Annotated in this window: 30 protein-coding genes and 1 tRNA gene; 17 read left to right on the top strand and 14 right to left on the bottom strand. The window is 61.7% G+C overall.

Annotated features, from left to right (window positions below; genetic code table 11):
- The first annotated feature begins 220 nt into the window (after positions 1-220).
- From KCG34_RS12355 to KCG34_RS12335, 5 genes are all read left to right on the top strand, one after another.
- Complete coding sequence (locus KCG34_RS12355; protein WP_249138341.1) at positions 221-598, top strand: transposase; 378 nt, start codon at positions 221-223, stop codon at positions 596-598.
- 80 nt (positions 599-678) lie between these two features.
- Complete coding sequence (gene tnpB, locus KCG34_RS12350; RefSeq protein ID WP_249138211.1) at positions 679-948, top strand: IS66 family insertion sequence element accessory protein TnpB; 270 nt, start codon at positions 679-681, stop codon at positions 946-948.
- Between the two features lie 71 nt (positions 949-1,019).
- On the top strand, positions 1,020-2,636 hold the full coding sequence (gene tnpC, locus KCG34_RS12345) for an IS66 family transposase (protein ID WP_211939134.1): 1,617 nt from the start codon (positions 1,020-1,022) through the stop codon (positions 2,634-2,636).
- A gap of 97 nt (positions 2,637-2,733) precedes the next feature.
- Entirely contained in the window at positions 2,734-3,006 is a 273-nt protein-coding gene (locus KCG34_RS12340) for a type II toxin-antitoxin system ParD family antitoxin (protein ID WP_211940644.1), read from the top strand.
- 14 nt (positions 3,007-3,020) lie between these two features.
- Positions 3,021-3,389, top strand: coding sequence for a type II toxin-antitoxin system RelE/ParE family toxin (locus KCG34_RS12335; RefSeq protein ID WP_211940643.1), 369 nt, complete (start codon positions 3,021-3,023; stop codon positions 3,387-3,389).
- A 367-nt stretch (positions 3,390-3,756) separates the two neighbouring features.
- Here the strand turns inward: KCG34_RS12335 and KCG34_RS12330 are convergent, their stop codons facing one another.
- Entirely contained in the window at positions 3,757-5,664 is a 1,908-nt protein-coding gene (locus KCG34_RS12330) for a hypothetical protein (protein WP_211940642.1), read from the bottom strand.
- A 292-nt stretch (positions 5,665-5,956) separates the two neighbouring features.
- Between KCG34_RS12330 and KCG34_RS12325 the strand changes: the two genes are divergently transcribed.
- From KCG34_RS12325 to KCG34_RS12305, 5 genes are read left to right on the top strand one after another with little or no spacing between them, the layout of a single operon-like run.
- Complete coding sequence (locus KCG34_RS12325) at positions 5,957-7,279, top strand: metallophosphoesterase (RefSeq protein ID WP_211940641.1); 1,323 nt, start codon at positions 5,957-5,959, stop codon at positions 7,277-7,279.
- 5 nt (positions 7,280-7,284) lie between these two features.
- Positions 7,285-8,334, top strand: a complete 1,050-nt coding sequence (locus tag KCG34_RS12320) for a GTPase-associated system all-helical protein GASH (RefSeq protein ID WP_211940640.1) — start codon at positions 7,285-7,287, stop codon at positions 8,332-8,334.
- Between the two features lie 3 nt (positions 8,335-8,337).
- On the top strand, positions 8,338-9,342 hold the full coding sequence (locus tag KCG34_RS12315) for a TRAFAC clade GTPase domain-containing protein (protein WP_211940639.1): 1,005 nt from the start codon (positions 8,338-8,340) through the stop codon (positions 9,340-9,342).
- Positions 9,339-10,208 (top strand): TRAFAC clade GTPase domain-containing protein, encoded by an 870-nt coding sequence (locus tag KCG34_RS12310; RefSeq protein WP_211940638.1) that lies wholly within the window; start codon positions 9,339-9,341, stop codon positions 10,206-10,208. Before KCG34_RS12315 ends, KCG34_RS12310 begins: the two co-directional genes overlap by 4 nt.
- Positions 10,205-12,220, top strand: a complete 2,016-nt coding sequence (locus KCG34_RS12305) for a GAP1-N1 domain-containing protein (RefSeq protein ID WP_211940637.1) — start codon at positions 10,205-10,207, stop codon at positions 12,218-12,220. Before KCG34_RS12310 ends, KCG34_RS12305 begins: the two co-directional genes overlap by 4 nt.
- A gap of 253 nt (positions 12,221-12,473) precedes the next feature.
- Here the strand turns inward: KCG34_RS12305 and KCG34_RS12300 are convergent.
- The 3 genes from KCG34_RS12300 to KCG34_RS12290 all read right to left on the bottom strand — a co-directional run bounded on the left by KCG34_RS12300 (position 12,474) and on the right by KCG34_RS12290 (position 14,089).
- Positions 12,474-12,548: transfer RNA gene (locus tag KCG34_RS12300), tRNA-Gly, on the bottom strand.
- A 97-nt stretch (positions 12,549-12,645) separates the two neighbouring features.
- Positions 12,646-13,710 (bottom strand): tyrosine-type recombinase/integrase, encoded by a 1,065-nt coding sequence (locus KCG34_RS12295; protein ID WP_211940636.1) that lies wholly within the window; start codon positions 13,708-13,710, stop codon positions 12,646-12,648.
- 19 nt (positions 13,711-13,729) lie between these two features.
- On the bottom strand, positions 13,730-14,089 hold the full coding sequence (locus tag KCG34_RS12290) for a hypothetical protein (RefSeq protein WP_211940635.1): 360 nt from the start codon (positions 14,087-14,089) through the stop codon (positions 13,730-13,732).
- 561 nt (positions 14,090-14,650) lie between these two features.
- Between KCG34_RS12290 and KCG34_RS12285 the strand changes: the two genes are divergently transcribed.
- Positions 14,651-15,136, top strand: a complete 486-nt coding sequence (locus tag KCG34_RS12285) for a hypothetical protein (RefSeq protein ID WP_211940634.1) — start codon at positions 14,651-14,653, stop codon at positions 15,134-15,136.
- 130 nt (positions 15,137-15,266) lie between these two features.
- On the opposite strand, the gene KCG34_RS12280 is transcribed toward KCG34_RS12285, so the two are convergent.
- Genes KCG34_RS12280 through KCG34_RS12270 form a run of 3 tightly spaced genes read right to left on the bottom strand, consistent with a single transcriptional unit; the run spans position 15,267 to position 16,571 of the window.
- Positions 15,267-16,079 carry an SOS response-associated peptidase family protein gene (locus KCG34_RS12280; RefSeq protein WP_211940633.1) on the bottom strand — a complete coding sequence of 271 codons (813 nt, stop codon included), beginning with the start codon at positions 16,077-16,079 and terminating at the stop codon, positions 15,267-15,269.
- Complete coding sequence (locus KCG34_RS12275; RefSeq protein WP_211940632.1) at positions 16,004-16,267, bottom strand: hypothetical protein; 264 nt, start codon at positions 16,265-16,267, stop codon at positions 16,004-16,006. The genes KCG34_RS12280 and KCG34_RS12275 overlap by 76 nt, the downstream gene beginning before the upstream one ends.
- A 31-nt stretch (positions 16,268-16,298) precedes the next feature.
- On the bottom strand, positions 16,299-16,571 hold the full coding sequence (locus tag KCG34_RS12270; RefSeq protein WP_211940631.1) for a hypothetical protein: 273 nt from the start codon (positions 16,569-16,571) through the stop codon (positions 16,299-16,301).
- A 30-nt stretch (positions 16,572-16,601) separates the two neighbouring features.
- On the opposite strand from KCG34_RS12270, the gene KCG34_RS12265 reads away from it, so the two are divergent.
- Complete coding sequence (locus KCG34_RS12265; protein ID WP_211940630.1) at positions 16,602-16,829, top strand: hypothetical protein; 228 nt, start codon at positions 16,602-16,604, stop codon at positions 16,827-16,829.
- 234 nt (positions 16,830-17,063) lie between these two features.
- Here the strand turns inward: KCG34_RS12265 and KCG34_RS12260 are convergent, their stop codons facing one another.
- Complete coding sequence (locus tag KCG34_RS12260; protein WP_211940629.1) at positions 17,064-17,330, bottom strand: hypothetical protein; 267 nt, start codon at positions 17,328-17,330, stop codon at positions 17,064-17,066.
- Positions 17,331-17,452: 122 nt separating this feature from the next.
- Between KCG34_RS12260 and KCG34_RS12255 the strand changes: the two genes are divergently transcribed.
- The 3 genes from KCG34_RS12255 to KCG34_RS12245 all read left to right on the top strand — a co-directional run bounded on the left by KCG34_RS12255 (position 17,453) and on the right by KCG34_RS12245 (position 19,278).
- Positions 17,453-17,710 carry a helix-turn-helix domain-containing protein gene (locus tag KCG34_RS12255; protein ID WP_211940628.1) on the top strand — a complete coding sequence of 86 codons (258 nt, stop codon included), beginning with the start codon at positions 17,453-17,455 and terminating at the stop codon, positions 17,708-17,710.
- A 559-nt stretch (positions 17,711-18,269) separates the two neighbouring features.
- On the top strand, positions 18,270-18,902 hold the full coding sequence (locus KCG34_RS12250; RefSeq protein WP_211940627.1) for a hypothetical protein: 633 nt from the start codon (positions 18,270-18,272) through the stop codon (positions 18,900-18,902).
- 115 nt (positions 18,903-19,017) lie between these two features.
- Positions 19,018-19,278 carry a nucleotidyltransferase family protein gene (locus tag KCG34_RS12245; RefSeq protein ID WP_211940626.1) on the top strand — a complete coding sequence of 87 codons (261 nt, stop codon included), beginning with the start codon at positions 19,018-19,020 and terminating at the stop codon, positions 19,276-19,278.
- A gap of 269 nt (positions 19,279-19,547) precedes the next feature.
- On the opposite strand, the gene KCG34_RS12240 is transcribed toward KCG34_RS12245, so the two are convergent.
- Positions 19,548-20,168, bottom strand: a complete 621-nt coding sequence (locus KCG34_RS12240) for a hypothetical protein (protein WP_211940625.1) — start codon at positions 20,166-20,168, stop codon at positions 19,548-19,550.
- 725 nt (positions 20,169-20,893) lie between these two features.
- Entirely contained in the window at positions 20,894-21,118 is a 225-nt protein-coding gene (locus KCG34_RS12235) for a hypothetical protein (protein ID WP_211940624.1), read from the bottom strand.
- Between the two features lie 50 nt (positions 21,119-21,168).
- Here KCG34_RS12235 and KCG34_RS12230 point away from each other — a divergent pair, with 50 nt between their 5' ends.
- Together KCG34_RS12230 and KCG34_RS12225 are read left to right on the top strand one after the other, a co-directional pair.
- Positions 21,169-21,627: a hypothetical protein gene (locus KCG34_RS12230; RefSeq protein ID WP_211940623.1), complete on the top strand. Its 459-nt coding sequence runs from the start codon at positions 21,169-21,171 to the stop codon at positions 21,625-21,627.
- Positions 21,624-22,295: a hypothetical protein gene (locus tag KCG34_RS12225; RefSeq protein WP_211940622.1), complete on the top strand. Its 672-nt coding sequence runs from the start codon at positions 21,624-21,626 to the stop codon at positions 22,293-22,295. Before KCG34_RS12230 ends, KCG34_RS12225 begins: the two co-directional genes overlap by 4 nt.
- 215 nt (positions 22,296-22,510) lie before the next feature.
- On the opposite strand, the gene KCG34_RS12220 is transcribed toward KCG34_RS12225, so the two are convergent.
- The 4 genes from KCG34_RS12220 to KCG34_RS12205 all read right to left on the bottom strand — a co-directional run bounded on the left by KCG34_RS12220 (position 22,511) and on the right by KCG34_RS12205 (position 24,243).
- Complete coding sequence (locus tag KCG34_RS12220; RefSeq protein ID WP_211940621.1) at positions 22,511-22,804, bottom strand: hypothetical protein; 294 nt, start codon at positions 22,802-22,804, stop codon at positions 22,511-22,513.
- Positions 22,792-23,262 carry a DUF6882 domain-containing protein gene (locus KCG34_RS12215; RefSeq protein ID WP_211940620.1) on the bottom strand — a complete coding sequence of 157 codons (471 nt, stop codon included), beginning with the start codon at positions 23,260-23,262 and terminating at the stop codon, positions 22,792-22,794. Before KCG34_RS12215 ends, KCG34_RS12220 begins: the two co-directional genes overlap by 13 nt.
- A gap of 83 nt (positions 23,263-23,345) precedes the next feature.
- On the bottom strand, positions 23,346-23,708 hold the full coding sequence (locus tag KCG34_RS12210) for a hypothetical protein (RefSeq protein ID WP_211940619.1): 363 nt from the start codon (positions 23,706-23,708) through the stop codon (positions 23,346-23,348).
- Between the two features lie 106 nt (positions 23,709-23,814).
- Complete coding sequence (locus tag KCG34_RS12205; protein ID WP_211940618.1) at positions 23,815-24,243, bottom strand: hypothetical protein; 429 nt, start codon at positions 24,241-24,243, stop codon at positions 23,815-23,817.
- Positions 24,244-24,321 lie beyond the last annotated feature (78 nt).

Raw genomic sequence — 24,321 nt, 5'->3', positions numbered from 1 at the left:
GGATTGGTCGCCTGTTCGCCAATAGCCGCCATGCCGTGCGAGCCGGCCACGGCAGGGGCAGCTTCCCGGAACCTGACATTGGGATCGGCAGGGTAGGGGCACCCGGAAGGAGGCGTTCTCATCCCGGCATTGTCGTAAGCGCGGCTTTTCCCCCACCTTTCCCGGGCTGACGTGATCGCCGAGTCTGCCGGTTGAACGACTGTGCGGGCTTGGGGTGCTGATGATGCTTGGTGACGATGTGCTGATGATGCCTTCGGCGCGTCGGATCGAGGTGTTCACGGGATCTGGCCGTCGGCGCAAGTGGAACTCGGAGCTCAAGGCCCAGATCGTGGCCGAGAGCTATGCGACCTCGGTGGGTGACGCGGCGGCCCGGCACAGCCTTTCCAAGACGCAGATTTTCACTTGGCGGCGGGATGCGCAGCGAGCGGCCGAAGCTGCTGGGTTCGCGCGGGTGGAGGTGGACGACGCCGGCGCGGCCGCGGTCATGCAGCGCGGTTTGATCGAGGTTCGGCTGCGCGGCGCATCGGTCAGCATTGAGCCGGGGGCCGATCCGGCGATGGTGACGGCGATCCTGATGGCGCTGCGAGCGGCGCGGTGATTGGGCTCGGTTCGGGTGTCCGGGTTCTGGTGGCGACCAAGCCTGTTGATTTTCGCAAAGGAGCGGACAGTCTCGCTGCCTTGGCCAAGGAAGCGCTGGGCCAGGATCCTTTCTCGGGCACGGTGCTGGTGTTCCGCGCGCGGCGTGCGGACCGGATAAAGCTGGTGGTCTGGGACGGCACGGGGTTGGTGATGGTCTGGAAGGCCCTGGACGAGGGCTCTTTCAAGTGGCCGCCGGTCAGCGACGGGGTGATGCGGCTGTCGTCGGCGCAGCTGGCGGCTTTGCTCGACGGGCTGGATTGGACGCGGGTTCATCCGCCCCGGCGGGTGAGCCCAAAGGCCGTCCGATAGGGTGCGGCAAGATGACTCGGGTCTCACGCGGGGGCGCCTCAAGCGGCTGATTTTATGCTCTAATCGAAGGCATGGACGTCGCGCACGACACCCTTCCGGACGATGTAGGGACGCTGCAGGCGATGCTCCTGGCCGAGCGCGCCAGGCAGGCCGAACTGGTGGCCCAGATCGAAGAGAATAAGGCCCTCGAGGCCGAGCGCATCCGCCTGGAAGCCGAAGTCGAACGGCTGACAGCGCAGAACGAGCGCTACGAACACATCATCGCCCAGCTTCGCCGGCTGCAGTTCGGCAAGCGCTCCGAGCGGATGGACAAGGACCAATTGCAACTGGCCCTGGAGGATCTCCAGCAGGGGCTGGCCGAGATCGAGGGCGAGGAGGAAAAGGACGATCCGCAGCTGAAGACGCACCGCACGCGTCAGCGCCGCGAGCAGCGTCCCTCTCTGCCGCCGCACCTGCCCGAGGTGGAGGTGGTGGTCGAACCGGCCTCGACGATCTGCCCCTGCTGCGCCGGCGCCATGCATGTGATCGGCGAGGATGTCTCCCGCCGCCTGGATGTCGTGCCGGCGCAATATCAGGTCCTGGTCACCCGCCGGCCAAAATACGCCTGCCGGGCTTGTGAGGGCCAGGTGGTCCAGGCTCCGGCGCCGGCCCGGTTGATCGAGGGCGGGCTTCCGACCGAGCGGATGGTGGCTCAGGTCCTCGTCGCCAAGTACGCCGATCACACCCCGCTCTATCGCCAAGCCCAAGGCCTGGCCCGCCAGGGGATCGAGATCGACCGCTCGACCCTGGCCTTCTGGACTGGCTACGCGGCCGCCGAGCTGAAGCCAATCTGGACCCTGATGCGACAAGAACTGCTCAGGTCCAACAAGCTCTTCGTCGACGAGACCATAGCGCCGGTGCTCGATCCTGGCCGAGGGCGCACCAAGACCGGCTACTTCTGGGCCATCGCCCGGGACGACCGGGCCTGGGCGGGGCCGGATCCGCCGTGCGTGGTTTACACCTACGCCCCTGGTCGCGGCGCCGAGCATGCCATCGCCATGCTGGAAGAGTTCAGCGGCGTGCTGCAGACCGATGGCTATAGCGCCTACAAGACTCTGGCCGGCCGCAATCGTCAGGTGACGCTCGCCCACTGCTGGTCGCATCTGCGCCGCAAGTTCTTCGACCTGGCCAAGGGCGGCGCGGCGCACATCGCCACCGAAGCCCTTCGGCGCATCGCAGAACTATACGCCATCGAGGCTGATATCCGCGGCCAAGGCGCCGAGGCGCGCGCCGCCGCACGCCAGGACCGCAGCAGCCCGCTCATCGAAGATCTCAAAGCCTGGCTGGAAACTCAGCTCGCCAAACTTCCGGGCCGCTCGCCCGCGGCCGGGATTATCCGGTACGCGATGACCCACTGGGACGGCCTGACTGTCTTCCTCGCTGACGGACGCGTCGAGCTGGACACCAACCCGGTCGAGCGGACGATGCGCCCCATCGCATTAAATCGGAAAAATGCGCTCTTCGCCGGCTCCGACGAGGGCGCACACCACTGGGCAGTCCTGGCCACCCTGGTGGAAAACTGCAAACTCCACGGCGTCAATCCGACCGCCTATCTAACCGATGTCCTCACCCGCCTGGTGAACGGACATCTGCAGAGCCGCCTCACAGAGCTCACCCCCTGGGGTTGGAAAGCCCTCCTGCAAAACTGACATCCGTCAATCACCCTTCAAAGGGTGGCTGCACTCCGCTTACGCATTGTCAATCTTTGACATTCACGATAGGGTTCGACGCTCAGGAGGATCCCCAATGCCTGCGCGCAATGTCAATCTGACAGAGCATTTCGCCGACTTTGTCGATGTGAATGTCGCGTCGGGTCGATTTCAGAACGCCAGCGAGGTTGTGCGTGAGGCTTTGCGGCTGCTCGAACGGCAGCAACGAGAGGACGAGCTCAAGCTCGAGGCCCTGAGGCAGGCGATCGGACTTGGGCGCGACGACGCCGAACATGGGCGGACAGTCGTCATCGGCGCTGATCGGATCGGCGCCTTTCTGGGCGGCCTCGGCCGCACCGCTCGCAGCTGACCGGACGTGGCAGCTTGCGCCGTCTGGAATTGACGATATCGGCGCAGGCGGATCTGGCTGCGATCTTGGACATCAGCGCCGCGTCGTTCGGCGCCCAAGCCCGTCGCCGCTACGAAACCATCATCGAGATCGCGTTGGGCGACCTCCTTGCCGATCCCACCTGTTTGGGAAGTCTGGAGCGGCCAGAGCTCGGACCGAAGGTCCGCACCTATCACCTCCGCTATTGCCGAGGGCGAGGGAAAAGTAGGGCCTGCCTGGTTGGCCACCCGCGTCACCTCCTTGTCTATGAGTTCGACGACGACCGGGTTCTGGTCTTGCGGGTCCTGCATGACGCGATGGAACTGACGCGACATCTGCCGCCAAATGAATCTGAGGAGCGCTGAGGCTTTAGATGGCCGATCAAGCCTCGTCGGCGATAGTTGCCCGCCGTGGGGCAGGTGAGCTCGTCAGCCGACCGCCCACGAATGCGTCCGGGAGAGCCGAGCCGCCAGCGCGGCGTAGCGCATCTCGCCAACTGCTGTCATTGCAGGTGCTGGCGAAATGCTGCGCTTGTTTCTGCTCAGCTGACATTGGAATCTATGTTCCGACTTGGATTGGAACGCCGAAATGAACGCTTGGCCTTGAACTTTGGGCACCACGGCCCTGGAGGCCCGGGTCCTGGACTCTTCACTTTATGGCTCACCCCAGCACAGCGGACTGGTCCACTGCGCCGCCAGTGGGTTCTGAATTCACCGTATGGGGCCAGGGATCTCAGATCCTAGGTCGCTTGAACTGCGCGACCCGCTTGATCCGGTAGAGGAAATCCAAGTCGCGATTCTTCCCAGTGAAATGCTGGGCGTCTATAATGAAATCGTCAACAAAACGGTCGACCGCTGGGAATTGCCTCAAGTGCTCGACGACAGATTTACTCAAGCCAAGTAGTCCAGCAATCGGCGGATAGGTGAAGCTTGCCAAAACGCTGGCCATGGAAATCCCGGTGTCAAGTGTGTCGAAACTGAGGAGTTGCGCGCCTTGGCTGCGCTCTAGGCGGCGAAGCTCGTCGATTAGCTTTCGGACCTCATCCTCGCGCGCTTCGTCCAGAAGGTCTGATAGCCGCGACATCAGCGCACGGCCCGAACGGCGGGTCGATCCTAGCCGGGTGTCCTCAAGGAACTCGTCGATTGGGATATGTTCGAATTCGAATAAGGGCAGGGAAGGCATAACTGTGACGCCGTCGGCGCGTCGGCGTTCGTTCGCGGCCCAAGAGGCCGCGATTGCCGTGTTGAAGCCGCGATGGAAGTTCAAATCTCCGCCGAGCAAGGACATCAGGTTCACCTCGCCTTCGGACTGGTGGAGGCCGGGATATACGGTTGCATTGAGAGCGTGCCCAATGTGGACGGTTTCAGAGAAGGCCAAAAGCTCGAGTTCGAGGTCAACGCCCCGCAACGCCCTGATCTGGGCCGCAAGCGCTCGACCGAGGCCGAGCGCCGGACCGGCCTTGGATCCGAGGTCCAAGGTGGACTGCAAGGCGCTGCGCCGCGCCTGCAGCGGCCACAAGAGGCCCTGAACAATGCCTTCGGCGGAGCCACCCATCGCTTCGGCGACCGCCTTGGCTATAGGGCCGGCGAGACCCTGAAGGGCGGGATTGTTTACATGTGAGATCCCCGCGGTTTGGGCGACATCTGCCATCAACAGGGCAGCGGTTGTCCTTCGACCGAAGATCGCTGTCGGGTCGCGCTCGGCAATGGCCTCCAGGAACCGGATATCCAGCCGCTCCTCCGGCTGCGTTGAGACAATCCTGAGGCGGCCGGAGGAGACCATGTTCAGAAGGTCATCCCGGGTCAGATGCTGGCGTTCGAGGAAAGGCTCCAAGTCATGGGCGAGGGGCAGGCTGCACCAGACTTCGTCATAGAGCATCAGCACCTGGCGCAGATTGACGTGGTCGCCTCCAAGAGTGAGGTCCAGGTAGCACCGGAAGGTCCCCGGCTTCATGCCCGGGAAACGGTCGACGACGAGATTGCCGTTGGCGATCTCGTCGATATTGTCAAACCAGAAGGCCTCGTCCTCCCGAACGTGACGGGGTGCCGCCCTTCGCAGAGCCGCTGCCCAGATGAACATAGGATTAGTCTCGGCCTGCATGTGCTGGGGGCGCCCAGCTTTCACGACATCGAGGTCGATTGGCCAGTCGAGGCCCAACGTCCGAAAGAAAGCGGCAATATCTTCCAGTACGCGGCTTGTTACCGGTGCGGGTGCCTTGAGTCTGACCTGGCGATGGCGGGAGTCGGTGGTCAGGTCCGTCACGCCGCAATCCGGGTAGCGCGACATTAGAAAGTTCAGCAGGTCGATCGTGCGCAAAGGTAAGCCGGCCATCTCACTTGAGGCCTCGGCGTCGGTCATGGGACGCAACTCGCGGATCGGTTTGTCCGGCCGTTGATTGCTGAGCCTCACCTGGGCGGTGACGGGACGAATCTCTTTGTCGAAGACCGGTCCGATCGCGCCCGCGTCCTGGAGGGCCGCGTCGAAGACGATGCGAAACTCGAACGGCGCAACCTCGAAGATCTCAGTCGTCAGGTGCGGATAACGGCCACGGAGGGTGGCGTCGGTTCGGCGGATAATCTGGTCTTGCGGCGGCGGCGTGTGGTTGGCGCGGTGTTCGGGTTCGGAAGTCAGGCTAGGCATGCTCCCATCCTACGTTCGCTCGCCAGCGATAGCTACGGATGGGAGTCAGCCTTCAGGTCGCGGCAGCGAATGTCTATTTCCGGGAGCGCAGCGGGAGTCTGCTTTGGACGATGTGATCTGCGACGGCGCTTGTGGGTGGCTCGACGTCGAGGGGCAACCCGCAAGAACGACCAAGCAGGGTCTGTCCCACGTTCAATTGGTTTGCTATCGTCGGTTGCGGCAAAGCTGGAGGCTCTCGGCCTGCCCTCGCACTCCGCACTAGAGACATCAGGTAGTCAAATTCGAAGCGCCAATGCTCCTTCTGCACATTTCCGACATCCATTTCCGGGAGCCTGACTGCTTGGATGCGGATACCGATCCCGACCATCCAATCCGAACCCGAATCAGCAACCATCTAAAAACAAAGGTCGACGAATTCGGGCCTGTTGATGCGATCTTGGTCGGTGGGGACATCGCCTACAAGGCTCACCCTGACGAGTATGCCGTCGCAACGCAATGGCTCGCGGAGCTCGCCAATATCTGCGGGTGCTCGTCGACCAACCGCGTCTTCGTGGTTCCTGGAAATCACGATGTAGATCGGTCGATCACGGGTAAGAACCTCGGTCTGCAAAATGCGCAACACCGGATCGCCAATGCCAGGCTGGACAACAAGGAGCAGGCGCTTCGTGCACAACTCCGCAGTGACCAAGTCGCCCGGGATCTTTTCGCCGCTCACGCGGCATACAACGATTTCGCCGCACCGATGAACTGCCAAATATATCCGACGAAGATCTTTTGGCATCAAGATTTACCCCTTGGGGGTGGCGTCATGTTGCGGATCAACGGCCTGACCTCCACCCTGCTCTCGGGCAAAGATGGCGCGGATGATCGCGAAGGAGACCTATTTCTTAGTGCCATGCAAACAGCACTGGATCCTGTTGAGGATAGAGTTCATCTGACGTTGTGCCACCATCCCGTCGAGTGGCTTTCAGACGGCGATCAGGTCGACGATGATTTAAACAGCCGCGCCATGTTCCAATTATTTGGACACAAACATCGGCAGCGTATTGTTCCAACGCCTCACTACATTCGCGTGCTGGCTGGTTCGGTGAACCCGTCGCGCAAAGAGCCCGGCTGGGAACCCGGTTACAATCTGCTTAGAATCGATGTCGAAGGGGTCGGCGCGGCGCGTCAGCTGCGGGTCGAGACGCATCAGTTCCGCTATCAGCGGAGCCCTGAGATGTTCGTTCCTGTCCAGACGCCCTCCAGGCAAGACGCCCATCGTGCTACGATGCCATTTCCAGGTCGATTGCACCCCGCTGGCAGCCCTGCGCCGACGCTTGCTGCGGGAGGGGCCATTGCAGACAGTTCAACTCTTTTGGCCGACCTCGCGCCGGCACAGGTGATCGATGTAGAGGCGTCGATGGGTGACGAACTGCGCAGAGACCTGATTCACCGTTTCTGGCAGCTCGATGGCGACCGGAAGCGCGAAGTGATGTTCAGCTTGGCGCTCATCACCGAAGATGAATTGAGTCTGCCCGAACCGGAGCGCTACGGGATGGCATTCTTGAGGGCCGGCGAGCGCGGACAACTCGATCAGTTGGCTGAATTGGTCGCAACGGCGGGGGGGAATTAGTCATCATGGTGAAGATGCCCCAGGACTTCCCGATCTGGTACGCGAGCCTAGAGGCCGGTCAGGGAAGCGCCGCCGTCACTCGATGGGCAGGCGTGGCGGATGTCATCCATAACCTTCAGGCCCAAGAGATCGAAGCGTTGATCCGGTTGGCGCTGAAATCGCGCCAAGGGCCGGACGAAAGCGTCAAAGCCAGGATCGTCGAAAATATCAATCGCGGTGATCCGACGTTCGGAACAGTAGCGGCGGAACGGGAGTTACAAATCCTGGCGGCCGCAGCGCTCACAGTGCGCCTCCTTCCATCCGACACCGCCGCCTTGGCCTTGACGACCGCTGGTCTGGATGGCGCGCGCAAACCTCAGCTACCGATGGACTTGATCGCGATGGCTGAGAATGCAGTCCGCGAGAAATCCAAAACCACCCGCGCCCGCGTCGACGTCAAGGCGATCACCGTCGACGCCATCGAGTGGCCAGCTGCCGAGGACGATGGGACGGACCCTGACCCCTTGGTGGCGCTGAAGGCGTTGAAAGCGGCCGCCGATAAGGCGCTCCACGGCACCATTGAACGGGCAAGCGGTATCGTCTCGCAGCTGGCGCGCCGTCAGGAACTAGTTGATGAAGAACTCCAGATGCTTTGGTGGTTAATGTCGGGCGAACTGACCGACGGCAGCCCCCAGGCCGACCTTAAACTCAACGAACGCTCGCTCGTGGTTGCTGAGGAGTTGGCCCGGCGAACCGCTCGTCGGCCCGGTCCCATGTCTATCCCTGCATTGCTGTCGCGTTCGGGCTTAAACCGCAAGACGAAGATCAACATTACCGACGCGGTCAACGCGATGAGCGATGCTTGGTGTAAAGCCATACTCAGCGGCACGAACATCTCCGCAGTTACGCACCCAATCCATGAGGCTTTGCGGCGGCGCGACGAAACGGGGCAAGGCCCGAACTGGATCAGTGGTTGGGCAGCCGTCTGCGAAATCCCCGAAGACCATGCCCTGTCATCCTTGCGCCTCGCGGAGCTGTTCTATCGTGAGCGGCTACTTCTCAAAACGCCGGCGTAAGCGATGAGCGAAGCCTCAGTCCTCTGCGCCAATGCCGACTGCAACATTGCGATTGACGGAAAATGCATTGAGGGCCTGGCGCGGGAGACCTGCCCTAATTTCGGGCGCACGCCGACTGCCGATGACGATGACGGCGAGACACTGTCGACCACGATCGAGCCGGACTCTCAGCCCCTAGAACCTTCCGCGGTCCTTGAAGCTGACTCCGCGACCCGCCTTCTACGAGAGCGCGCCGGGCGCCGCGTTGGGGTCATCGCCACGTTCGACGCTGGTAAAACGAGCCTCATCGCCGCGATGTACGACGTCTTTCAACGAGGCCCGGTCGGCGGCATTGGATTTGCCGGGTCGTCGACGCTGCATTCGTTCGAGGTCGCTTGTCACGATTCGCGCTCGGCCTCGCGCCGGCCGGAGGCGTCCATTTTTCGCACCCCCCGGGGAGACGCACGGTTCTATCACTTGGACCTTTGTCATGAAGATCGCGACGAGATCCTCACTTTGCTCATAGCCGATCGCGCAGGGGAGGAGTACCTGCAAGTCGGCAGGCAAATTTCGAACGCGAACCCATTATTCGAGGTTTGGCGGGCCGACACCCTGACCCTTTTGGTCGACGGCGCCCGGCTGATCGACCCGACCCAGCGTCACAACGTGCGCGCCGAAATCGAATCGATTGTACAAGGGCTCTCTGAAGCCGGCGCATTGAGCGGTGTTCAGCGCCTGGCTATTGCGCTCACCAAGCACGATGCCGTCCTCGCATCGACACGCCAAGCCAGCGCCATAGGCGATTTCGATCGATTGGTCGCGAGCATCCGAGCCAACTTTGCGCCGTTTTTTGCGGAGATCGAGACGTTCATCACGACGGCGTCCCCGAAAGAGCCCGGCGGACATCGTGGCGAAGGTCTTCCGGAGTTACTGCTTTTCTGGCTCAAGGCACCGATCGTTCCTGAGGTTCCACTGGTCGCGCCCGTCGGGACGCGCGACTTCGAACGCCTGAAGGAGCTGGAATCTTGATCGGGCCTATCATCCGTCCAATCTCGATTGTCGGCTTTCCCGGGTCCGGAAAAACAACCTTTCTGGCCGCGCTCTGGCATCTCGTGCAATCCCGCGAACTTCAAACGCGCCTGACTTTCGGAGGGCTTCGGGAGGGTAATTTCGACCACCTGACCGAAATCGCTAACCGGTGGCGCAGCGCGATCGAACAGGATCGCACGCAGATCGCAGGGTTGCGGAAGGTCGCCATGGACCTGAAGACCTCCGATGGCGGCACCGTCCGGCTGAACTTCCCTGACGTTCCTGGAGAAGATTTTCAGCGGATGTGGGAGGGCCGTGAAGTGGGCATCGAGCTGGCGGATATCCTCTCCAGCGGGCACGTCCTTCTCCTTGTTAACGGCAATCGTATTGATGCTCCCAACTGGATCTATGATGAAGTCGAGCTTTGCAGGAAAATCGGGATCGAACGGAAGGTTGGTGAAACGGTTCCGTGGCACCCCTGCCTCGCCCCGACGCAGGTTCAACTGGTCGAATTGCTTCAAAGCCTTCGAAGGGCACCCCTAGATTTTGGGGCGCGCCGATTGTCCATCATGATCTCGGTCTGGGACAAGGCTGCGGGCGAGCGGCGGGAGCCCGAGCCCTTTTTGCGCGAAAAGCTCCCGTTGATGCACCAATACCTCACAAGTGGCCGCGATGGCTGGGATTGGCGCGTCTACGGCCTCAGCGCCCAGGGAGGCGAGTACGATTCAAATGAGGAAGGAGTGGAACCAAGGCCCGAAGCGGAACGGCTGCGCGAACAGGACATCCCATCAGAGCGAATTCAGCTCGTGTCGGGAGCGGCGATCTCCCACGATCTGACCGAACCCCTTGAGTGGCTCATTCGGTGAGCGAGTCGAACATCTACATCGATCAGGCGCTGCACGGCTATGTCGGTGGTCATCGATTGGTGGCCAGCTCGGTCACATTGCATGACGCCGACGCAAGGATGATGCTGGTGCTCAGCGATGCGTCCACGACGCGGTTCAGCGATGGGTCGCGGGGCGTGCTCACCGGGTATCCTTTGCATCATGGCTCCAAATACGTCCTCGCCAGGACCTGGCCCGCACCTGAGCTGCCAAGACCGGGCTGTGTTTGGACGCACTCGCTGCTAATCGGTTTTGCGGATCTCGCAACCATCACGAACGCGGCAAGTCTTCTCGCCCTATTCCGGCGCCCGACTGCACAGGCGGCCGGCTACGACGTTCCGCTATCACCCGTTGGCCTAACCGATGCGCCAGACGCACTGCACAGTTCGCGCGCGCCAGCGTTGCTCAACGCCCTTTATCTTGATCCCACGAGCAAGATCGAATTGCCTGCGTCGCAGGACGAGGCTGACGAGGCCCTGATCCTTGCCATCTGGATGCAGCAGTGGCCCCGGCTCAGGCGAAGCTTTCGATTCTGTTCGATGGTCGTGGCGGATCGCTCATCGCCAACCGAGCCCTTCGACCTTCAAATTGCGATGCCGTTGTCGCCCGGGAAGCGGCCGACGATCCCCGGCGCACGGGTGGTCAGCGATGAGCCACTCGATCCCCGTCTCATGAGCGCTGCGGAGGATCTCCATCAGCCCAATGGACTCCGAGCCTTTTTGCGGCTCGCCGGCGGCGACGTGCCACGGGGGCGGGCAGCAATGTCATCGCTCTGCCAGCTCTACGAGGCGCTCGACCGGGCCGACCGTGGCGAGGTCTCCTATGGCGTAGCCTTAGACGCGTTCGAGGCCTTGGGCGCAAAGCAAGCGCGCGCCGCCCGGAAAATCGTCGCCGACCATGCTGTCGCCAACATCAATACGATCGACGATCGAACATTCGAGTTCATTCTCAATGCGGCCATCGAGGCAGACAGTGAGATGGAGTCCACGACAGCGACCACGGTGGGCGAAGCCTTGTGGCGCCGCTCGCCTTTGGAATTCGCCCGCGCGCTGGGCGAGCCCACACGGCTCGGCGACCTAGCCGCTTCGGCAATCAGGAACCTCCCGGCCGCCATCCTCGCCGTAGGCGTTGAGGGTCATCCGGCGCTTGCTGAGCCGGTCAGCCTTGCGCGTCCCGATGTCCTGAAGAAGCCCGAGTTTTGGCGCAATCGGTCAGTCGATGTCGGCGCTATCCTCGAGTACTTCGACGTTCAGGATCCGGGTGTCCCTGCGGCGATCGTAACCGCTGGTCGTGCCGATGCAGCCTGGAGTGTCCTCCGCCGGTTCGGCGCGCCTGACATTATCTCAATCGTCGACGAGGCGTATTCAGCCGGACAGCCCGTCGACATCTGGCCTTGGCTCAGATGCGTTGCCTCAGATCCGACCAAGCTCGAAGGCTCGTTGGGCTCGGGAACATTGAGCCGCCCAATCGTCGTTGGCCTCGCCGCGTGTCTTCGTCCGGATGACGTGCCCAATGACTACGGCGATGATCCGTGGGCAATCGCTGCCCGAGCGAAAGGGTCTGTGCCCCCGACCGACGAACTGTTCTTTTCGGCGTTCCTCATGGCGCGGGCTCTCGGCCGGCGGTCCCGCTCAAGGGCTGATCTTTTTCAGATGACCTTCGATCGCGTCCACGTCGGTCTGGCCGACGGAACCATGCCGCTGTCGGGTTGGCAGGTGATCGAGCCAATGCTGCCGTGGCCAATGCCGTGGGGTGCGTGGGATCGTTGTGCCCGGATCAGGGAGGCTGTAACGGCGAGCTTCGTGGACAATTCGCTTGACCCCGCAGTCTTTGGCTGGCTGACGCAGTCAGAGCCGGCATTCGAAGACATGGCGTGGATTGCCTCTCGTAGTCGGTCAGGACGGATATTCCTCAACCGCGTTCGCAAGGTAATCCAGGAGGGCACCGATCCATTAGTGCACGCTAAGGTCAAATTTCTGAAGAAGCTGGTCTAGGCTGATATTGGGCAACCCACAAACCAAGCAGTATGTCTGCTTGTCGCACCGCGAGGGCGGCCTTGTGCGCCGCTTCCGGATGACGCCTTATGGGACTTTGAGGCTTTTGCCATTAGCCAGCCGATTGGTGTGGCAATCGGAGCACCAGCGCGATCAGGAACCTATTGGCGGAATTCAGCGGCGGGACTGACGCAGAATCACTTTTGTGAAATTTGAATCGATTTCACTGAAATCCGACAGTGATTGATTTTATTGGAGCGGCCGGGGGGAATCGAACCCCCGACATTCAGCTTGGGAAGCTGACGTTCTACCTCTGAACTACGGCCGCATATGCCAGTGAAATCAGTCTGTTAAGCGGATCGCTCGGCGATGGTCGGGCGGCGGTTTACAGAGCGGTTTACACTGGCGTTCCAGGGGCGTTCCCTTTAGCCCGTCCTCTCCGCGTTCTCAAGCTTGGTGATGATGCCCAGCGCGATCTTGTTGGCGTCGACATAGTGCTTCCGGATGTTGCGGACCCGGTTGAGCTCCCACCCGACGATGTCGGCCACTTGCTCGTCGGTAAGCCCAGCGATGACGAAGCGGGTGATCGCGGTTCCGCGAAGGTCGTTGAGGCGTTTGGCGATCTTGAGCTTCTTCGCCTCTCGCACGAACGCCTGTGTCACCGAGTCGGGTCGCCACGGTTTGCCGAGCTCGGTGGTCAGGACATACGCGGAAGGGACCTTGCCCGCCTTGATGAGAGCCTCGCGCTCAGCCTTCAGCGTGTCGATGACTGCGCGACCATCGCCGTAGATCGGGACCGTCACGACCTTTCGCCCACGGCTCTTCCCGGTCGGGAACGTGATGTAGCTGTCCTTGACGTGCTCCCATTTCATGTTGACGAGGTCTTCGCGTCTCAGCCCGGTCGCCGCTGCGAGGCGGATCGCAAGAGCTGCGCGCGGGGTGGTGGTGGCCAGGATGGCGTCGAGTTCGTGGCTTTCGACGATCTGGTCGGCTCGGTTCGATCGGTGGATGTGGTCGATGCCTTCCGCCGGATTGACCTCGATCAGGCCGGTCTTCTTCGCCCAAGAGAGCAGGCGTTGCAGCACCGTGAGATCGTAGTCGGCTTGGCGGGGCGTGTTCTTTCGGCGATTGCGCCACTCGACGATATCGACCCTGATGCTCTTGGCCTCCAGAAGTTTGATCGGGAGGTCTCCGAACTCCCCGTCGATCACGTCGAGCGACCGCCGCCAATGTTTCTTGGTGGACTCGGCCAAGCGGCCGAAGCCGTCGGCGGCGATCTTGTATTTGTAGATCAGGCCCCGGAGCGTCTGCCCCGAGGGCGGCTTGGGCTTTCGAGCTTCCGCGTAGAGTGCGGCCAACTCGCCGGCCTTCTCAGCCTCGGCCTTGAGCGCCGCCCCACGGTTTTCGCCCTCGAACTTGGTGATGAGCGGCCCGCCACGGGTCACATACCAGTAGATGGCGAAGCGGCCCTTCGCGAGCCGCTTGGTCACCCTATGTGTGCCAGGCAGTCTAATTGCACTGGCCACGAGTTCGCCTCCACGCGTTGAGTTCGTCTTCCAAATCGTCCTTAGCGGGTGCCGAGTCGGCTGTCGGGTGGCGAATTCCGGACAGCTCGTCGAGCCATTGGTCGATCGCATGGCGGTCCCAGAGTTGCCCGCGACCGACGCCGTTGGCGGACAGTCTTATGGGTGAAACCGGTATCTCGCTCAGGACCGCGCGGCTCTGGTGGCCGAGGTATCGTGCGGTTTCCTGGGCGTTCATCAGACGCGGGTCGATCCCGGTTGAGCGAGACCTGGAAGAGCGTCTGGCGGACGCAATAGTGGTGACTTCGCCGTCGACGCGGCGATGGGTGGTGATTTCCGTATTCAAGGGTTGATCCAGTGACAGAGCTGACGCTCTGCTCCCCGACGACCGGGGTTCGTCATAGGAGCCGGCCGCGCGGCTCCGTATTAAATCCCGAGCCGAAGCTGCGGCGGGCAGACAAGCCCGAAGGCTTGCTGTGTGGACCGATCCGGATGTGCTCGGAAACGGTCTAGGCTAACCCAGTGGTGGATTGCCGATCGGGTCTCCAGGACCACGATCTCTATATACTAGCGGAGCCGTGGACGGTGATCCATAGGAACCATGTAGGACATTTTCTCGCCAGATATTTTGGGGGCGTCACCTGCGTGCGAGGCGTCCGGCGGGTAGGTGACCACCGCGACGGCCGTGACTAGCGGGGCCAGCCGCGGAATGGTGTTGGTTTAGCGACGGCCCGCGATCCGGCACCAGCCTGCGAGGCTCGGAAAATTTCTCAATAAAAACAAGGCGTGTCGGGCCAAGATTCGCCAGGTTACAGCGGCGATTTTTCGTATAAATGAATAGGCCGCATCGAGTTGCGGCCGCTTCGGTCTGGGCTTGGTGCGATCAAATCAAGCAACGAGGCCTAGAATGAAATTCTATCATTTCACCGCGAAAGAGTATTTGCCCAGGATTTTGGCAAGTGGCTTATCCAGAGGTGACGTACCCAAGACGCCAAAGAAAAGCAAAAATGCAGTCTGGCTGACGACTGACATCGATGCTTCTGGGCACGGACTTTCGGAGGCCCGAGAGCTAACTTATGTGGAAAAGCTCCTGTCAGGAATTCCCCCAGAGGAACCGGCTCGGTTTCCGGACAAGCGTGCCATCCGGATCGAGGTAGATATTGATCTGAATGATCCTGCCCTCCGCAAATGGGATCGATGGGCTACAGCAAACAATGTGCCTCGCTCATGGCGTCGGCGGCTAGAGTCATTAGGGGGTGGACGCGGCAAGGCTGTGACATGGTGGCTTTATTTCGGGACCATCCCGAGCGAACGTCTTGTCGCATATGACATCCCGACTGGGTTGCTGTTGCACGATTGCATTTCTACGCCGTTGCTCCCTGAAGCGGCCTGAGGTTTGCTCCAGCACGGGCTGTTGCCAGCACCTAAGCGTCACCTTTGGCGAGGCGTCTTGATCAGGGACGCCCGCCGACACCTCAAGCTGAGCCCTGGCCGGCAATAGTGCCGATCGTTGGCCGCTCAGCTCACGCTTTGGCTTCGAAATCCATCTCTCGGGCTCGCTCGGTGAGCTGGTAGATGCCCGCAGGCGTCTCCGTGACCAGCATGTCCTTGCCGGGACCGTCCAGCCGCAGCCATTCCAGGCCCTGCTCAAGCGTCAGGACTGCCGGCTGGCGGTCGTGGACCGCGCCGACCTCGGGTCCCGGCGGGCCGGTGACGAAGGCGAAGCTCTCTAGCGGTTCAGTCATGTCGCTGGGGTTCGAGCGGTCCCAGAGGCCGGCGAAATAGCGGACCCGGTCAAATTCGTCCTGCGGCTCCCAGGTCACCTCCCACCGACGCTTCGGATCGCCCTTTCGCCAGCCGGGCGGTTCGTCATACTCGATGAAGGATGTGATCGGGATCAGCGCACGCCGACGCTTGTAGGCGTCGCGGAATGCAGGGGTGGTGTCCACCGTCTCGATCTTCGCGTTGGTGCACATGCTCTTCCACCCGGAGACCGGCCCCTTGTGGAAGAAGGGAACCAGCCACCACCGAGTCTCCAGACCTTCGAGGCCGGCCGACGGGTTGGCAGGGTCGATCGCCCGCAGCATCGGTGCCCGGTTCGTCGGTTTGAAGGGGCGGTTCAGCGGCCGGTTCGACGACGCCGCTCGCCAGTGGAACGGGACCTTGACCTTGCCGGCGGTTTCCCACCAGTCGGCCCCGAAGTTCAGGCGGAGTTGGTATTCGTTGCACATGGCCCGTCGAGGATCGCTCCGGTTTTCGCTCACGTCGAGTCCTGCGGAACGAAGCCGGGTGCAGCCCGCCAAACCCTGACCTTCGGCGAGCGACAGCGCGAGCATGTCATCCGCTCCACAACCTCGCTCAGCCGGCGTTCCGGGGCGTTGGGAAATCGGTCGATGATCTCCTGCGGCGTCCACACTGTCTGATAGGGGCAATTTTGGCACTCGATGATCAGGGTCGCGTTTTCATCGACCAGCCGGCCCAGCGGCCAGTCGGCAAGGCCATCGCGGATATCGAACGACGCCATCGGGGGACCATCAGCTCGCTGGACATCGCGATCATGACGCAAGGAACGATCCCTTGGCCAACGAAACCCTGACCCAATTCGACCGGCAGCGCGTGCACCGCAGCTTCGGTGCGATCCGGGCAAAGGTGTCGCCGCGAGCCTTGCGGAATTTTCGGTCGAGGTCTGCCGGTGTCCACTGGGCGAAATGCGGGCAAGAGTCGCATTCTATCTGGATCGTCGCGCGCTGTTCGACCAGGCTCCAGATCGGCCAGCCGCCGAGCTTATCGTCGATCTGCCAGGGTGGCCGACGGGTCGGTTCAGGCATGGCCTAGTCCTCAAATGGGCGGCCGTCGGGGTGGACGCGGCGGACTACCCGTCGTCGACCACCGCGAAGCTTCTCGATCTCAAACCAGGCACTCTCACCTTCGAACTCTGGCACCTCGCCCGGGCGAAAGAAGGCGGGCGGACGTCGACGACCGCCGCCCTCGGTCTGAAAGAACAGGGTGTGTCCGCCGGCGTTGGGGAGCGCGCGTTGGCGGACGAGCTTGTGGATGCGGATAGGCATGTTCTTTTTTTGTTCTAATCGCGATCCCGGAGTCAACCCGGTTTGATCGCGAGGCATCGTCGCCAGCGGTCGCGGCGGTCGGCAGGTAGGTCACCACCAAGACGACCCCGAACGGACTCTGGCGAGCGTCCCTCGGGCTCCGGCGAAGGTTCTGGCTGACCGGGGACGGGTAAGTTCGTGAAAATCTGGGTGATCGCAGAAAGACGCGCGAAGGGGTCATGGTCGCGAAAACCATGACCCACATGTCGAACCTTATGCCCCTGCTTTGGCGGCGGCTTCGGCCTCGCGAGCGCGCCGCAGCTCCTCTTGTTCCTCGATCTCTTCGGCCCTTTCGGCGAGATCGCCCGTCTTCAGGACCCGGTAGATGAGAACCGCGAGGGCGTAATAGACAGCGAGCAGGCCAGTCCCACCTATGAGCAGGCCGATAAGGCCTGTTCCGCTCGGCTCGTTCGCCATCAGGAAGCCGAACGGCACTAGTAGCCACGCCGTCAGCATTCCGTAGGCCCATACAAAACGCATCGTCTCGCCCCTCGACTTTCCGCCACAGTCAGCGGTGCTTTTCTAATGCGCCACCACCAATCCGGGAGCGCCCAGCACTGCAACTAACAAGAAGCCCTTGCGGGGAAAAGGGCTACCGACGGATGCGGCGATGGGTTTCATCACCGTCCTATCGAGCGACGCTGGAGACGCTGGTCGCGGCCCGGTATGAATGTGGCCTGAGCCAGAAGGCTGTCGCCGATATCCTCGGAAAGCCGCCTTCCTTCATCGCAAAGATCGATCTGGGAGAGCGCCGGCTCGATCTGGTGGAGTTCGTCACCATAGCGCGGGCGTTGGGTCTGACACCCGAGGACTTGATGGCCAGGATCGCCGCGAAGCTACCGGGTGACCTGGAGTTCTGACCGGAGGAAACTCCCGTCTCGGGCTGAAATGGGCGTTTCGGTCGTCAGATGTTTGAAATGCTGTATCAGGTTCTGCCTCCCAACAGCTTGTCGTCTCTAAGGTCGTTGGGAGTACGGTTTCGGTGATTTCACTTTTTACTGTGGGGTTAGTGGGGGGTTAGTGCTGCCTTTCCCGCCGTAGTGGTGATTTTCTATACTATGTAGCCTTAGGGTGTAAGGGTGAATGATTTGCCGAAGTCGGCTTAATGACTGCTACCCCCTCGCGGGTCTGCCGATTTTCTAGGGCTTCGACTTATCCCGCCAAGGACTCTCGCCAGAGACCGTTCAGGCTCCGAGCTACCACCCTACCGGACATCCGCGAGAACCCGTCCAGCGACTACCTAATCGGGCTGGCGATGTGCTCTGGGCGGCGAGGCTGCCGGTGTGTTGTCCATTCCGGGCAACGGGACCTGCGGATGGCGGTAGGGAGAACCCGATCGGGCATAACGACCGTAGAGTACAGTTGCCACGATGGCCCCGCTGGCAGACAATCTTCACGCATAGGCTTCAGAGGCTCGTAATGTCGCAAAAGTCGGATGCAATCAGGTTTTTGCTGTTCGATGTCACGCCCGCCTCGGCGGACCACTGGTTCAACATCGCGAATATCGCGCTCGTCATTGGTGCGTTCCTTGTGGCGATCGGAACTTATGGTTCGATCAAGATGGGCTCGATCAGGGAACATTTCGCCGACGAGCGCATGAAGGCCAACGAGGCGTTGGCGGCCACGGCCAACGCGACCGCTGAACGGCTGCGACAGGAAAACCTTAAGCTGCTGGATCGACTGCGGCCCAGAACGCTGGGCCAGGAAGAGAACAGGCTGCTGATTAGTGAGATGAAGGCGTTGAACGACGGCCGTCCCGCGGTCGTTGTTTGGGCGGGAGGAGCGGAGGCAGAGAACTACGCCGAGCAGATCGGTCGAGCCCTAGAACGCGCTGGCTTTCGCACCACCGTTGGAGCCAACATCACCATCATGTCCGCCCGTGGCGTGGTGATCGCGCATCGCAAAGGTGAGGACGAGGACTACGCTTCCAGGGTCGCTGCGGCCTTCAACCGAGCTGGCGTCCAGGCCGGCGTGGGCGAACTCGATCGGCTCGACAATACCCCGCTGCTCTATATCGTCGTTGGCTACAAGGAAGGCGATCCGACGCCATGAGCCAAGTTGTGGGACTGGAGCAGGTCAGTCCCGACTAAAGCCCTCCAAAGCGGACTCGGCCAACGCCCGAGGCGGGTGGATTGCGGGCCTTTGAGCCATCCCCCATGCTTGGGCCATGACCGCCGATCAAGCAGCTCAGCTCACGAATGCCCTGACGATCTGGGCGACGGAACAGCCATCGGTCAGAGCGCTCGCAATCGTAGGCTCATGGGCTCGGGCCGCAGCGCGACCGGACTCGGACCTGGATGTGATTGTCCTCGCCGATCCTACCGAACGCTGGACCATGGCCGGCGAGTGGCTTTCGCCCTTCGGCGACCGTTTCGCCGGCGACGCCTCGGCCCCCGGCCGGGAAGTTTACGGCAACGCGGTTTCCTGAAGGGCCTGGTTTGGCCCGGATGTCGAACTGGAACTCACGGTCGTCAGTCCCGCCTGGGCGGCGGTCGATCCGATAGACAGTGGGACACTCCGCGTCGCCGGCGACGGCATGGACATTCTCGTGGACAAGGACGGCGCGCTGACGAACCTCGAAGCTGCCGTTGCCGATTGCCGGTAGGGGTGGGGAGCGGAAGTAGCGACGATCCGCCAAATGATCCAGTGCCCAAATAAGGAATTCAGCTGGGCAGTTCGTGTGCGCGCCCGATCGCGCTATTGAGTATTCTGTGCTTCGCTGGCACCCGAGTGGATGATCTCATGTGCTCTTGCATAGGCTGTCCCGTGACCGACCACTAGGTCCTTGGTGGATGCGAGGCCGTTGCACGCCACGGGTTCAAACGTCGTTGCGTAGCCACTCTTGGGGACAATGGCGCGAGCATCCGGTTTCGCGGGGAGCCACAAAATCAGCGTATCGTCTGCATTGAAGACTAGGCTGCCCAACTCGCGAAAAGTATGGTTGCCGCAATCAAATTCCACGTTGGAAACCACTTGAGTGCCAGGCCCGTCTCCAGATGCAATTCCTGGCTCGAAGACCTTGAATAAATGGGCCGTCGCCTTGTTGTTTGCTCGGGAAACTGAATCCAGATCGAGAAAATCGACCTCTCCTCGCAATACCCCCAACGCGGCGAGCTTTCCATTCGGCAGTGACAATTCCATCAGTTCTGGCGGGGGAGGAAACCGTTTCATCATCTGCGTGGCATTGTCCATGAGTGCAGGATGATCACTGATAAACTGAGACCATTGTTGCCCGCTACGTACCGCCTCTTCGTCAGAGTTTAGGGTGGAAGTATCAGCAAATTTTCCTGCACACACCTGAATTATTATCGCATCCATGAGCGTTCTCGGAGCTGGTTTCTCCCATTTCGTGGGCGTCCTATGTGATTGAAGGACGCGCCCATCGATTCCGTGAACGTCAAACAGTTGACTGCTGTGTTCGTGCTGATCGCAATTAAACTTCTCTGTAGAAATTAGATAAAAATTTGGACTAGATTGAGACGGGGAGGCGAGAATCCGCTTAGTAATTTGATCATTTGACTTGGATTTGTTAGCAACGTCAATGAACACTGTACCTGTTTTATCTATAAGGAGTGGTCGCCACTGGGGCCGGCTCGCTGGGTTCGCTGGTGACGGTCCACAAGCAAGTAGAGCGCAGAGCGAAACGACTGCCACCGTCCAGGTTAATCCTTGTCGCATCATCGCCCCCCTGACTCGCGGGTGCCAAGATTGGCGATTTCGGACAGCAATGCAACGCTTGTTCGTTACTAGGTTCGCGCTCCCAATCGATTTGGTCGCCCGGCGGCAAGTCCATTTTTACGGCGGAAGGCATTTCACGGGTTGGCTTCAAACCGGTAAGCGAACGTCGACTGCGCCGCCCCTGAAGCGGACGTTCAAAATTGCGGCTAGGGTCGTTTTCGCTGGTTGGCTCCGGGGCGGTTTCTCGCCGTTGACGACGGCGATGGCTCCCGCGCCGAAAGCTGCCGTCGCGACCGGCAGCAGGGGGTCGCGAGCTGAAATTGGCTTCCGCTCCGCATCCGGACGTTCAGCATGCCGGCGGCATCTCACTTCGCGCCGGCCATGCCGCTCCGGAACGCGATCGACCGCAGAACTGATGTCTGGCCGCGATCCGGGTTCGAGTCGCAGGTGATGACGGCGGTGTCGATCAGGTCGTTCTTGATGGCGTTGGCGATATTCCAGGCGGTGTCGAGGGGCAGGACGCCCTGGACCTCGAAGCCGTCGTCGAGGTCGGCGATCGTGCCGAACCGTGAAGCGCGGTTACGCTTCAACGCTTCTATCCGAGGTAGATCGTTCTCCCGCTTCGGCTAAGCTGGCGAACATGAAATTCGACGTCCTGCGCTCCATCGGCCACAACATCGCCGACTCCCTGGCGAGCGGCCTCGGTTTTCCGATCGGCGTCTACCAGACCGACATCTTCGGCGAGGCGGACGGCAGCCATGAGGGTTACATCGAGGTCGACTTTCTGACTGGGACCTCGACCGGAGCTGGGCCGTCACCGTCTCTGGCGGAGGCGATCGTCCACTACCGCGACGCACTGTCGAAGCTTTGCGAGCAGCACCGCGTCGACCTGTCCGCCTTCAAGCAGGTCAAGGCCCGCTACTCCGGGGCGATCCCGAGCCAGCGCTTCGTCGTCACTGTTGAGGATCGCGCCGGCCGCCTCGCCGTCGACAACTATGAAGGCTTCGATGGTCACCGGCCGTTGCGGCTTGATAGGCTGGGCCGCGTCCGTCGGGATAGAGGGAAGGTCGTCCAGGTGCGGCAGGGTGAGACGCAATGATCCCCGGCCCGCTGAAGCGGCTGTTCAACCGGAAGCCAAGCGAGGGCGGCGAAGTGCGGACCGCCGAGGCCTTGGGTGGTCTCCTCGACATACCTCCGGAGAAGGTCGATCTTGACGCCCTATGCCCAGCGATCATCCCGCGTGAGTTCTCAGCGAGCGGTGACTGGCCTGGACCCGTCGTCCAGTTGCCGGTCGACGGTGTCGACCTGACCTGGGTAGTCCATGGCGAGCCGGACCTGGTGCGTTACGTCGACTGGCGTCTGGACGCCTACTGGCGGGACAACGAGGTCGACTGGCGATCCAAAGCTATGGCGAACCTGGTCCGCGTGGCTCACGCGCACCCGCACAGCCATGAGTTCCGCGGCGACGACGGCCGGGTCGTGATGGTCGTCATGATGCACGAGGACGGCCTTGGGCCTTCCCGCCTTCTGGTGCCGCATCTCCTGGATGAGGTGTTCCCCGACGGCTATCAGGTGGCCCTGCCGGAGCTGACCTGTGCATTCGCGTTCGGCGTCACTGCCGGGGATGAGGACCCACGGATCGAGGAGTTGATCTCCGGATGCTTCACCAACGGAACTCGCCCATTGAGTCCGCTCCGGTATCAACCGGAACATTTCTGGCTTGCGGTAGACCAGACCCCGCCCGTGGCCGGGCTGGAGCAGCCGTAACCCGAGCAGGGGGGTAAGGGCGGCATATTCGGCGATGTCGGCCTAATGAAAGGACCAGGGCCACGACAGCGGCAAATCCCTAGGACTTCAGGGGTGCTCGCCAGCGGCCGCCCTGCCGTTGAGCTACCACCCACCAGATCGCCACGAAAGGCCGCCCGGCGACTCTCCTGTGAGTCCTGGCGGGCATCCAACTGTGAGGGCGACGACGCGTCGGCCTAGCGGTAGTGCTCTGGTCTCAAGAGCTGCTGTTCGGAACGTTGTGCGTCCGTGTAGACGTCGTCTTTGACGCCCTCGATGGGCTGGTATTCACCCCAACCCTGCCGCTCGTAGTAGGCTTGCATAGCCGCGTTGTAGGACGGTGCGAAGATGACGTGCAGGCGGCGGGCGTTCGGTTCGTGCTGCTGGCGAAAGGCATCCAGAGATGGGTGTGGAAGGCCAAACTCGAAGCTGGCCCCGTCCGGGTCTTCCCAAACCTCGTGCGCGAGCAAAACCTCGATCATCCCGCCCACGCCATGCTCTTGTAGACGAGGAACAGGCCGCCATCGTCATCGCGGGGCCGATACGCTCCGAGGGCGTCGGTGAGCCGGACCATGACGGCGGTCAGAGCCCAGCCCAAGGCGTTAAGGTCGTCGTCCTCGACGTTCTCGTGGGTCAGCTCGCAGATGCCATGCTCCTGGCCGAAGGCCCGGACGATCTCGGAGTCGGTGACACGATCTTCCGGCCAGTGGGAATTCGCCCAGGCCCACAGCCAGTCGCCCGCCTTGACGCTGGTCGTTCCGGCGACCTGAATTTCAGCGATGAGCTTGGGTACGCCGTTTTCCGAGAAGGTGAGCGTCCCGGCGTCGATGTCGTAGTCGTAGCGCGGCCAATCATTGAGCCTGAACTCGGACTTCAGCCGGTCGATCTTGTCCTGGAGCTGGTGGACGGCGTCATGCCGCCAGTCGGGATACCAATCGGGGTGCTTCATGGGCCTCTACGTGAACCGCTGCCGGCCAGGTTGTCGTCGCATCGTTCTCTATGGACGGCAACGGGCAGCGTCGCACGCGGCGGTCAAGGGCCGACAGAGCAGCCCCGCCAGTCCGTCGTGTAGGCCGGCCCCCACAACCGCGGCTGCATATTGATCCTGATGTGATCGCCAACAGCACAACGGGTGGCGTTGGGCAACAACACTGAGACCTCCCGATCAGGAAGCCGAACGATCGCGACGACGCCGCTGCCGGTCTGGCTCTCGGTAAGGCCAAACCGCTCGACCGACCCGATAACGCGCGTTGTTTGCCCGATCGGCAGGAACACGGCCGCCGCCAGGACCCCGGCGAGCAGAACCGCGAGCACGAACCCCAGGGGCACCTTCTGGTCAGCGAGCCAGAACTGGGTTTGCGGAGAAAGGGCGGTCCGGAAGGATTTCGTCGCCATCGAACACCACCAGCCTGTCGCGGCCACCCTACGGGATCGACGGGTTCGTCGCCATAGGGATGCCGGGCAGGGGTGGTGGCGTCGAAGGCGACGTGGGGCCGCAGCCCTATGCAGGCTGAAACGACAACTCGCGAAGGAAGACCTTGTCGCCGGGCTTGGCGAGGGGCTCGCATTCGACAACCGCCACGCCGAGATGCCCGGACTTGATGGCCCCGGCGAGCCGCCAGATCGTGTCGAATTCCAAATAGGTGTCGACGACCACCGCGTCGGACTTCACCTGAACGAGGCCGATGCCGGGATAGCTGGGGTCATCCCCGCCGAGACGCTGGTTCCAGTGGGCGAGGTCCGGAACGCCGCGGATGAAAAGGTAGCCCTCGGATGGGAGGCCCGGAATGTCCACGCTGGCCGTCATGCTCATCCTGAGTTCGAGCTGTTCCTCAAAACCCTGCGGCTCCTCCGACTCCGACAGGGAATAATAGGGGCGAGAGGTTTTGAGGTTGAACCGGTACGTTGGAAGCTGATCTGTTTCGAACATCGTATTGAGTCACGCCTGAAAAGGGTTCCGGACAGATCGCTCCGTCCGGAACAAGTTGTTGACAGAGGTGCAAAGCAC

It is taken from the genome of Phenylobacterium montanum (assembly GCF_018135625.1).
GTDB classification, from domain to species: domain Bacteria; phylum Pseudomonadota; class Alphaproteobacteria; order Caulobacterales; family Caulobacteraceae; genus Poindextera; species Poindextera montana.
Note: the sequence above shows the minus strand (reverse complement) of the source record. Positions and strands in the feature narration are given on the sequence as shown.